The organism is Streptomyces sp. NRRL S-920, from assembly GCF_000717945.1.
Taxonomy (GTDB): domain Bacteria; phylum Actinomycetota; class Actinomycetes; order Streptomycetales; family Streptomycetaceae; genus Streptomyces; species Streptomyces alboniger.
In genome coordinates this window covers 79972-90042 of record NZ_JODF01000047.1, presented here as the reverse complement: position 1 = coordinate 90042, position 10071 = coordinate 79972, and the positions used below count along the sequence as shown (strand labels likewise).

General features: G+C 73.0%; 7 protein-coding genes and 1 pseudogene. 4 read left to right on the top strand and 4 right to left on the bottom strand.

Going from position 1 to position 10071, the window contains the following annotated elements:
• Both IG54_RS0127725 and IG54_RS0127720 read left to right on the top strand, forming a co-directional pair.
• Window positions 1–857, top strand: a pseudogene (locus IG54_RS0127725) (hypothetical protein); the annotation flags it as partial.
• Window positions 858–984: 127 nt separating this feature from the next.
• Window positions 985–1353, top strand: coding sequence for a VOC family protein (locus tag IG54_RS0127720; protein WP_030790228.1), 369 nt, complete (start codon window positions 985–987; stop codon window positions 1351–1353).
• Between the two features lie 63 nt (window positions 1354–1416).
• On the opposite strand, the gene IG54_RS0127715 is transcribed toward IG54_RS0127720, so the two are convergent.
• Window positions 1417–2280, bottom strand: a complete 864-nt coding sequence (locus tag IG54_RS0127715) for an ABC transporter permease (RefSeq protein ID WP_030790226.1) — start codon at window positions 2278–2280, stop codon at window positions 1417–1419.
• Window positions 2277–4934: an alpha/beta fold hydrolase gene (locus IG54_RS0127710; protein WP_030790224.1), complete on the bottom strand. Its 2658-nt coding sequence runs from the start codon at window positions 4932–4934 to the stop codon at window positions 2277–2279. Before IG54_RS0127710 ends, IG54_RS0127715 begins: the two co-directional genes overlap by 4 nt.
• Window positions 4935–5043: 109 nt before the next feature.
• Between IG54_RS0127710 and IG54_RS0127705 the strand changes: the two genes are divergently transcribed.
• Window positions 5044–5502, top strand: a complete 459-nt coding sequence (locus IG54_RS0127705) for a GNAT family N-acetyltransferase (RefSeq protein ID WP_030790222.1) — start codon at window positions 5044–5046, stop codon at window positions 5500–5502.
• Window positions 5503–5517: 15 nt separating this feature from the next.
• Window positions 5518–6729 carry a threonine synthase gene (locus tag IG54_RS0127700; RefSeq protein WP_037897842.1) on the top strand — a complete coding sequence of 404 codons (1212 nt, stop codon included), beginning with the start codon at window positions 5518–5520 and terminating at the stop codon, window positions 6727–6729.
• Window positions 6730–6744: 15 nt separating this feature from the next.
• Here IG54_RS0127700 and IG54_RS0127695 read toward each other — a convergent pair whose 3' ends face one another.
• Both IG54_RS0127695 and mmsA read right to left on the bottom strand, forming a co-directional pair.
• Window positions 6745–8172 (bottom strand): APC family permease, encoded by a 1428-nt coding sequence (locus IG54_RS0127695; RefSeq protein WP_030790215.1) that lies wholly within the window; start codon window positions 8170–8172, stop codon window positions 6745–6747.
• Window positions 8173–8557: 385 nt separating this feature from the next.
• Window positions 8558–10060, bottom strand: coding sequence for a CoA-acylating methylmalonate-semialdehyde dehydrogenase (mmsA, locus tag IG54_RS0127690; protein WP_030790212.1), 1503 nt, complete (start codon window positions 10058–10060; stop codon window positions 8558–8560).
• Window positions 10061–10071 lie beyond the last annotated feature (11 nt).

The window sequence follows — 10071 nt, the reverse complement described above, 5'->3', positions numbered from 1 at the left end:
GCCAGACCCAGGGGCCCGCCCCCGCCCCCACCTCCGACCGCCCGCGCCAACGCGTCCTCGTGGCCGCCCCCGTGGCCGCCGGCGCCCTGTGCTGGCTCTACGTCATCAAAGTCGGCGGCGACTTCATGCACGGGCGGATGTTCCTGCCGGGGCTGCTGCTGATGCTGCTGCCCGTCTTCCTCGTGCCCGTCACGCGCGCGTGGACGATCGTCGTCGCCGGGATCGCGGTGTGGGCCGTGGCATGCGCATCGGTGCTGCGGGTGCCGTACGAGGGGCGGATCGGGCCGGCCGGTGTCGCGGACGAGCGCGGGGTGTACGTACAGCAGAACGCCGCCCCGCACCCCGTGCACCACGACTTCGCGGGGCAGCCCGGCAACAGGGCGTATGCCGGGCTCGTACGCAAACGGGTGCGGTCCGGCGCGCCCACGCTGCTGCTCGCCCACACCCCCGTCCCTGCCGCCCGGCCCGGGGTGACGGGGATCTACAACACGCTCGGCTTCAGCGGGTCCGTCATCCCGCTGTCCGGCGCGGCCCTCGATCCCATCGGGCTCGCCTACCCCCTGGCGGCGCACTCGGAGGGCTTCAACGGTCGCGTGGGGCACGACAAGCGACTGCCGGACGAGTGGATCGTCGCCGAACGCGGTGTCGCCGACGGCCTGCCTCCGGGGCTGGACCCCGCCCGCGTCGACGCGGCCCGCCGCGCCCTGCGGTGCGAGCCGTTCGCCGAGCTGCGGGCGGCGACGCGCGCGCCGATGACGGCCGGGCGGTTCTGGCGGAATCTGACGGGCGCGGTGCGGCTCACGTCGTTCCGGTTTCCGAATGACCCGGTGCGGGCGGAGCGGGAGCTGTGCCGGTAGCGGGCCACGGCCCGGCCGCGCGGCGCGGCGCGGTCAGGTCGCGTACCCGCCTGCTCTGTACGGCGCGGCACAGCGCGGCTCCCGCACGATCACCGCGCCGCACGATCACCGGGGCTACCCTCGCCCAATGAGCCTGGAATGGGAGCAAGTCGTAGTCGACGCGGCGGACCCGGGGGCGCTGGGGCGGTGGTGGGCCCAGGCCCTCGGTTGGGTGGTGGTCGAGGACTCCGCCGACGAGTGCGAGATCAGGCCGGCGCCCGACCGGCTGCCGGGCCTGCTCTTCGGCCGGGCGGCGGAGCAGGAGACGGTGGAGCGGACGGAGAAGAACCGGCTGCACCTGGACTTCCGTCCGGACGACCGGGACGCCGAGGTCGCCCGCCTCCTGGCCCATGGGGCCCGGCACGCCGACATCGGTCAGACCGGCGACGAGCCGTGGGTCGTACTGGCGGACCCGGAGGGCAACCCATTCTGCGTGCTCGGCCCGCGTCGGAACTGAGGCCGACGCGGCCACCCGAAGCGCCACCCCTCCGCTCGCCGCGTCCTTGGCTCACCACGCCCCTCAACTCACCACGTCCTTCCGCGCGAACCCCCGGAACGCCAGCGCGAACAGCACCAGCGCGTACGTCACCGAGACCGCCGCCCCCTGGATCATGCCGCCCCACTCGGGGCGCGGCTGAATGACGTCCGCCCAGGCGAACTGCCAGTGCGCGGGCAGGAAGTCCCGCCAGTCGCCGAGCGCGGTGACGGCGTCCAGGACGTTGCCGACGATCGTGAGGCCGACCGCGCCGCCGACCGCGCCGAGCGGGGCATCGGTCTTCGTCGACAGCCAGAACGCGAGGCCCGCGGTGACCAGTTGGGAGACGAAGACGTACGCGACGGCTATCAGCAGGCGCTGCGCCGCCGTGCCCGCGGGCAGCTCGCCGCCGGTGGGGATCTCCAGCGGCCCCCAGCCGTAGGCCACCGTGCCGATCGCCAGCGCGATGAGCGGGAGCAGCACCATGGCGGCGGCGCTGAGGGCGAGCGCCACGACGAGCTTGGACCACAGCAGGCGGGCCCGCGGCACGGGCGCCGCCAGCAGATAGCGCAGGGACGACCAGCTCGCCTCGGAGGCGACCGTGTCCCCGCAGAACAGGGCGACGGGGATGACGAGGAGGAAGCCCGCCGAGACGAACAGGCACGTCGCCGCGAAGTTGGCCGCGGACGCCGTGGCCGTGTCCATCAGCGTCACCTCGCTGTTGCGCTCCCCCGGTGAACCGGCGACGGCGAACGCGATCACGAGGACGACGGGCAGCAGCGCCATGATCCCGCCCATCACGAGCGTGCGCCGGCGCTTCAGCTGGCGGGCCGCCTCGACCCGCAGCGGCAGGGTGCGTCCGGCGCGGTAGCCGGGCGCGGTGGGGCGCTCCAGGGTGGGGGCGCTCATGCGGTGCCTCCGATCAGGGTCAGGAACGCGTCTTCGAGGCGGCGGTGCGGGCCCATGGACTCCACGGGCACTTCCAGGCGCACCAGTTCGGGCAGGAGGCGGGCGGCGCTCCCGCTCGGTGTGCCGTCGAGGCGTATCAGGAGGCCGTCGTCGGCGCGCACCGCGGAGGCGACGCCGGGCAGCGCGGCGACCTTGTCGAGCAGCGGGTCGGAGATGGCCGCCGCGAGCCCTACGAGGAGCGTGTCCCCGGAGCCGACGATCTCCGCGACCGGGCCCGCCTGGACGAGGCGGCCGCGGTCCATGACGACCAGGTGCGTGCAGGACTGCTCGACCTCGGCGAGGAGGTGGCTGGAGACGATGACCGTGCGCCCGCCGCGGGCGTAGCGGATCATGACCTCCCGCATCTCGCGGATCTGCGGCGGGTCGAGGCCGTTCGTCGGCTCGTCGAGGATCAGCAGGTCCGGCAGGCCGAGCATGGCCTGGGCGATGGCGAGGCGCTGCCGCATGCCCTGGGAGTACGTCCGTACCGCGCGGGACAGGGCGCTGCCGAGTCCGGCGATCTCCAACGCCTCGTCCAGGTGGGCGTCTTCGGCGGGGCGGCCGGTCGCCTTCCAGTACAGCTCCAGGTTCTCCCGGCCGCTGAGGTGCGGCAGGAAGCCGGCGCCCTCGACGAACGCGCCGACCCGGGAGAGGACGGGCGCCCCGGGCACGATCGCCTGTCCGAAGACGCGGATCTCGCCCGCGTCGGGCCGGATCAGGCCCATGAGCATGCGCAGGGTCGTCGTCTTGCCCGCGCCGTTGGGTCCCAGAAGGCCGAGGACCTGGCCCTTCTCGACGCGGAAGGAGACGTCACGGACGGCGTACCGGTCGCTGGACCCGGCGTACCGCTTGCTCAAGTCGGTGATCCGGAGCGGCACTTCGGCGAGGGCGGGGTCGGGGGCGGGGGCCGTCGTCCTGCGGCGGCCGGTGATCAGCAGGCCGAGGGCGATGACGGCACCCGCGACCGGCAGCCACCACACCCAGGAGGGCAGGGGCGCGGCGCCGGTCCTCAGGCCGGGAGCCGTCGGCACCTCCAGGTCGCCCTTGAGCGAGACGGTGTATGTGGCGGGGTCGGCGGGGGACGCGTACCCGAGGTCGGTGGAGGCGAGGGCGAGGCGCAGGCGGTGGCCCTTGCGCACCTCGTGGTCGATGGCGGGCAGGCGCAGCTCGACGTCCTTGCCGTCCTTGGCGCCCTCGATCCGCACCGGGGCGACCAGCTGGGAGGGCAGGACCTGCTGCTTTCCGCCGGGCCCGACGTCGTACACCTTGGCGAAGAGCACCGCGTCCTCGCGGGAGGACTTCACATGGGCCCGGACCGTCGGCGTACCGGTGATCCGCAGGTCCTCACTCAGCGGCTTCGACATGAATGTGGCGTTCTGTCCGGGGATGTCCAGGGAGACGCCGACGCCGAGGGAGGTGAGGCGGGAGAGGCCCCTGCCGCCGAGGCCGGGGAGGGTGGAGACGGCGGGCGGGCTGGCGCCCGCGGGGTTGTCGAACGTCCGCTCACGCCCGGCGAGCGGCACCGCGCGCCGGCCGCTCTCCAGGCCGGGGTAGGTGTCCGCGCTCGCGCCCCGCAGCCGGGCCGCCCCGTCCGTGGAGTCGACGCCCCCGGTGCGGGTGACGCGGAACGCGGGCCCGGTGTCGGCGCTCTTGTCGCCCTTCAGATAGCGGTCGAACCACGCGCCGACGCGCTTTTCGACGCGCCCTCGCTCGGAGTCGCCGCCGTCGTGGCCGCCCGCGATCCAGTCGACGGCCACCGGCGCGCCGTTGGCCCGGACCGCCCTGGCGATGGCGTCGCCCTGGCCGAGCGGGAAGAGGGAGTCGGTCTGGCCCTGGGCGAGGAACGTCGGCACCTTGATCCGGTCGCCGACGGCGGCCGGGCTGCGCGCGGCGAGCAGCTCGCGCGCCTTCGCGTCGGGCTTCCCGGCGACGGCGACCCGGTTGTACATGTCGCACAGCCGCTTCTCGAACCGCTCGCAGCCGCCCCCGGTGTTGATGAAGGAGCCGGCCCACAGCTTCTTGAAGACGCCGTCGGGGAACAGCGCGTCCGCGAGGTTCCAGTAGGTGATCTGGGGGGCGATCGCGTCCACCCGCCGGTCGGTCCCGGCGGCGAGCAGCGACACCGCGCCCCCGTACGACGCCCCGGTGACGCCTACGCGCGGGTCGCCGTCCTTGTCGAGCCGCACCTCCGGCCGCTTCGCCAGCCAGTCGATCAGCTTCGAGACGTCGGCGACCTCGCCCTTGGGGTCGTTCAGCCCGATCTTTCCCGTGGACTTCCCGAAGCCGCGCGCGGACCAGGTCAGTACGGCATAGCCGTCCGCCGCGAGGTCCTCGGCCTGCTCGCGCACGTCGTTCTTGCTGCCGCCGAAGCCGTGGCCGATGAGGACGGCGGGGCGCTTGGCGGCGGGGTCCCCCGCGGTGAAGTAGGAGGTGTCGATCTTCGCGCCGCCGGCGTCGAGCGTGCCGTCGGAGCGGTGCACGGACGGGCCGTCGTCCGAGGCGACCGCCGTCCAGGTGCCCGCCCCGGCGAGCACCACGACGGCGGCCGCGGCGGCGAGCAGCCGACGTGGCCCGCGCGGTCCGGGGAGCCTGGGCCTGGGCAGTCGTAGATCCATGCGACCACCGTACGGGCGGCGACTGACAAGCGGGGCAGCCGCCGGTGTGAACTGTCCTGCCTCCCCGGGGAGTAGACTCCGCGTCCCGCGTACCACGATCGTGGTACGCATGGAGATCCGATCCGCGGCCTCCGCCGCCGAGGTGACCGCCGCCGAGCACCTCTTCGACGGCCCCGCCCGCCCCGAGGCGACCCGCCGCTTCCTCGACAGCCCCGGCCACCACCTCCTGCTCGCGTACGAGGAGGGCAGCGGCACCCCGGTCGGCTTCGTCAGCGGCGTCGAGACGGTCCACCCCGACAAGGGCACGGAGATGTTCCTGTACGAGCTGGACGTCGCCGAGGGCTTCCGGCGCCGCGGCACGGGACGCGCCCTGGTCCGGGCGCTGGCGGCGCTCGCGCGGGAGCGGGGGTGCGCGGGCATGTGGGTCGGCGTGGACACGGACAACGAAGCGGCGCTCGCGACCTACCGTGCCGCGGGCGGGACGGACGAGGGGCGCTTCGTCTCGGTCGGCTGGGACTTCGGCCCGGAGAGTCCGGAGAGCGGGGAGGACGCACCGCGTCAGGGGTGAATAGAGTCTTCACCTATGACATCCCGGGATTCCCTCGCCACCGGTCAGCGCTCGCTCGGTGACCCGTCCGTCCGTTTCCCCCTGTGGCCGCCGCTCACCGCGGGCTGCCCGGTGACCAGCAACGACAGCGTGTCGTACCCGGTCGAGGTCGACTACGCCTACGACAAGGTCCCCGCCGGTCTCTTCACCACCGCGCCGGGGCAGCCGCGCGGCCACGAACGCTGGGCGCCGCTCCTGCCGCCACTGCACGCCCCCGGCCTCGGCGAGGGCGGCACGCCGCTCGTGCCGCTCGGCGAAGGCCTGTGGATCAAGGACGAGTCCCGCAATCCGACCTGGAGCCACAAGGACCGCATCAACCGCGTCACGGTCAGCGCGGCGGTCGGGGCGGGTGCGGAGGGCATCGTCGTCGCCTCGTCCGGCAACCACGGCGCCTCCGCGGCGGCGTACGCGGCGCGGGCGGGCCTGCGCTGCGTGGTGCTCTCGTCGGCGGGGACGCCGCCCGCGGTCGACGCCTTCCTGCGGGCGTACGGAGCCGTCGTGCTGCCGGTGCCCTCCGACGCGCGATGGCCGCTGCTGCGGCGGATCGCGGAGCGGTTCGGCTACCACCCGGTCAGCAATGTGACGCCCACGCACACCGGGCACGCGTTCGGGCCCGAGGGCTACAAGACCCTCGCCTACGAGATCCACGCCGAACTCGGCGTCCCCGCGGCGGTGTTCCTGCCCACCGGCTACGGCGAGCTGCTCTTCGGCGTGTGGAAGGGCTTCGCGGAACTGGTCGCTCTCGGTGTCGCCGACCGGGTGCCGCGCCTGTACTCCTGCGAGCCCGCCGCCGGGGGCCCGCTGGCCGCGGCGCTGCGGGACGGGCTCCCGGCGGCCACGGTCCCGGTCGGCGAGACCGCGGCCTACGCGATCGGCTCCTCGGTCGGCGGCTACCGCGGGACCCTCGCCGTCCGGGAGAGCGGCGGCGCGGCGCTGCTCGTCTCCGACGCGGAGATGTCCGCGGCGCGTGCGGAGCTGGCGGGGGCCGGGCTCTGGGCGGAGTTGTCAGCCGCAGCAGGGCTCGCGGGGTACCGGCAGCGGGGCGGCCCGGCGTCCGCCGAGGGACCCGTGGTGTGCGTGTCCACGTCGAGCGGCTTCAAGGACCGTGACCTGCTGGTCGGGGGCGGGTCCGCCGAGGTGGATCCGGAGGACTGGGCGGAGGTGGAGCGACGGGTTGAGCGGGGCTGAGCAGGGCTGAGCGGTTCAGCCCTGCCCGTCCTCCGGCACACTCACCAGCCACCGCGTGTCCCGGCGCGGCCGCAGGTACAGCGCCCAGTACAGGGTGGCCACGAGCACGATCCCGCCGGTCCACACCAGGTACTGCGTCTCCTGCTGGCTCAGCACGTACGCGAGTACGGCGATCAGCACCACCGGCACGGCCGGCCACAGCGGCATCCGCCAGGCCGCGCCGTGCCCGTGGGAGCCCCGCCGGGCGAGCAGCGCGGCGACCGCCACCAGGAGGTACATGCCGGTGACGGAGACGCCGGTCACCCCGTACAGCGTGTCCAGGTTGACGAAGCACAGGAGTGCGCCGGGGACGCCGACCAGCAGCGTGGCCACCCAGGGGGCGCCGGACGCGCCGAGCTTGGAGAGCGCCTTGTTCACCGGCGTGGGCCAGGCCTTGTCCCGCGCGGAGGCGAACAGGACGCGGGAGTTCTGGATGACCATGACGATGCCCGCGTTGACGATGGCGAGGGCCACGCAGAGGCTGACGAACGTACCGACCGCCGAGTTGGACCAGGCGGTGACCATGGCGCCGATGTCGCCCTCGGTCAGGGCGCTGAGGCTCTCGGCGCCCATGGTGATCGCGACGACCGGCACCAGGATGATCACGGCGGAGATGCCGAGGGTGGCGAGGACCGTGCGCGCGACGTTGCGGCGCGGGTTCTCCAGCTCCTCGGAGAGGTAGACGGCCGTGGAGAAGCCCTGCGTGACGAAGAGGGCGATCGCGAGGCCCGAGACGATGAGCATGGCCGTGACGGTGTCGACCCCGCCGGACCCGGAGCCGGATCCGGACGCCACCGACAGATCCACCAGGCTGCCCGGTCCGCGCTCGGCGTGGGCGAAGCCGAGGACGGCCACGACGCCCGCCGCGACGACCTCGAGGACGAGGAAGATGCCGGTGATCCACGCGTTGGCGCGCAGGTCGAGCAGGCCCGCGAGGGTGGCGCAGATCATGACGCCCGCGCCCGCGTAGGACGGGTCGAGGTGGACGAGGGGCGCGAGGTAGTCGGCGGTGCCCATGGCGATGACGGGCGGCACGATCATCACGACGAGCAGGGACAGGACGAAGACCAGCCAGCCCGCGAGGCGCCCCGCCATGGTGGAGACCATCGCGTACTCGCCGCCCGCGCTGGGGATGAGGGTGCCCAGCTCCGAGTAGCAGAACGCGACGCCCACACAGAGCAGCGAGCCGATCGCGATGGTGAGCGCGGTGGCGGTGCCGAGTGAGGAGAAGAGGTCGGGGACGACCACGAAGAGCGTGGAGGCGGGCGTCACGCAGGACAGCGTGAGGAGGGTGCCGCCGACGACGCCGATGGAACGCTTGAGCTTCTGGGGACGGCCCGGATCGGCCAGGGCCGCCGGGGGCGCGGCGGTGGGCGGGGGAAGCGGGCGGAGCGTGTCGGTCATGAAGCGCGATTCCGATCGACTGGTACGGCAGGAGATGCGGGGGAGCCCTATCGCCTCCGAAGGCTGTCGAGCTGGGTCTTTCTGTGGCTCCCGGCGCGTCATCGAACCCCGGCGATATCCGGAACGTCAACGGTCATTTACCTACGGAATCCGCAGCCGAGCCGCACCCCAAGTCGCCTCGCATTCCCAAGAGTTTGCCCACCAGGGCCACAATGAGCATGCCGCCAGCGGATATGACCTTGATATTGCAGGCACATGAACACAGGTGCTTTAGCTGCCCGAATTGCACCCTGTGCACGGGAACCGCAAGAGCGGCGTCAAAAAAGAATCAGGGCCGTCCGGATACCGGACGGCCCTGCTCTACGTACAGTCACACGTCGGCGACTCAGTGGTTGCGCGGGAAGCCCAGGTCCACCCCGGCCGGCGCGTCCGACGGGTCGGGCCAGCGCGTGGTGACGACCTTGCCGCGCGTGTAGAAGTGCGTGCCGTCGTTGCCGTAGATGTGGTGGTCGCCGAAGAGCGAGTCCTTCCAGCCACCGAACGAGTGGTAGCCCACCGGCACCGGGATCGGCACGTTCACGCCGACCATGCCCGCCTCGATCTCCAGCTGGAAGCGGCGGGCCGCGCCGCCGTCCCGGGTGAAGATCGCGGTGCCGTTGCCGAACGGCGAGGCGTTCATCAGCGCCACGCCCTCCTCGTACGTGTCCACGCGCAGGACGCACAGGACCGGGCCGAAGATCTCATCCTGGTAGGCCTTGGCGGTCGTCGGGACGCGGTCGAGCAGCGAGAGGCCGATCCAGTGGCCGTTCTCGTGGCCCTCCACGGTGTAGCCGGTGCCGTCGAGGACGACCTCGCAGCCCTCGGCCGCGGCGCCCGTGACGTAGGAGGCGACCTTGTCGCGGTGGGCGGCGGTGATGAGCGGGCCCATCTCGGACGCCGGGTCGCTGCCCGGACCGATCTTGATCTTCTCGGCGCGCTCCTTGATCTTGCCCACCAGTTCGTCGGCGATGGAGCCGACCGCGACGACGGCCGAGATGGCCATGCAGCGCTCGCCCGCCGAGCCGTAGGCCGCGGAGACGGCGGCGTCGGCCGCGGCGTCCAGGTCGGCGTCGGGCAGGACGAGCATGTGGTTCTTGGCGCCGCCGAGCGCCTGGACGCGCTTGCCGTGGGCGGAGGCGGTGGTGTGGATGTGGCGGGCGATGGGGGTGGAGCCCACGAACGAGACGGCCGCCACGTCCGGGTGCTCCAGGAGGCGGTCCACGGCCACCTTGTCGCCGTGCACGACGTTGAAGACTCCGTCGGGCAGACCGGCCTCGGCGAGCAGCTCCGCGATCTTCATCGACGCGGACGGGTCCTTCTCGGACGGCTTCAGTACGAAGGTGTTGCCGCAGGCGATGGCCAGCGGGAACATCCACATCGGCACCATCGCGGGGAAGTTGAACGGCGTGATGCCCGCGACGACGCCGAGCGGCTGGCGGATGGACGACACGTCCACGCGGCTCGCGACCTCCGTCGACAGCTCGCCCTTGAGCTGCACCGTGATGCCGCAGGCCAGGTCGACGATCTCCAGGCCGCGGGCGACCTCGCCGAGCGCGTCGGAGTGCACCTTGCCGTGCTCGGCGACGATCAGCTCGGCGATCGCGTCGCGGTTGGCGTCCAGCAGCGCGCGGAACTTGAAGAGGATCGCGGTGCGCTTGGCCAGCGAGGAGGTGCCCCAGGTCGCGAAGGCCTCGCGGGCGGCGGCGACGGCGGCGTCCACCTCGGCCACGTTCGCGAAGGCGACCTGCGTCGTGACGGCTCCGGTCGCCGGGTCGGTGACCGGGCCGTAGGTGCCGGACGCGCCCTCGACGGCCTTCCCGCCGATCCAGTGATGGACGGTCTTCGTCATGACAAGCATCC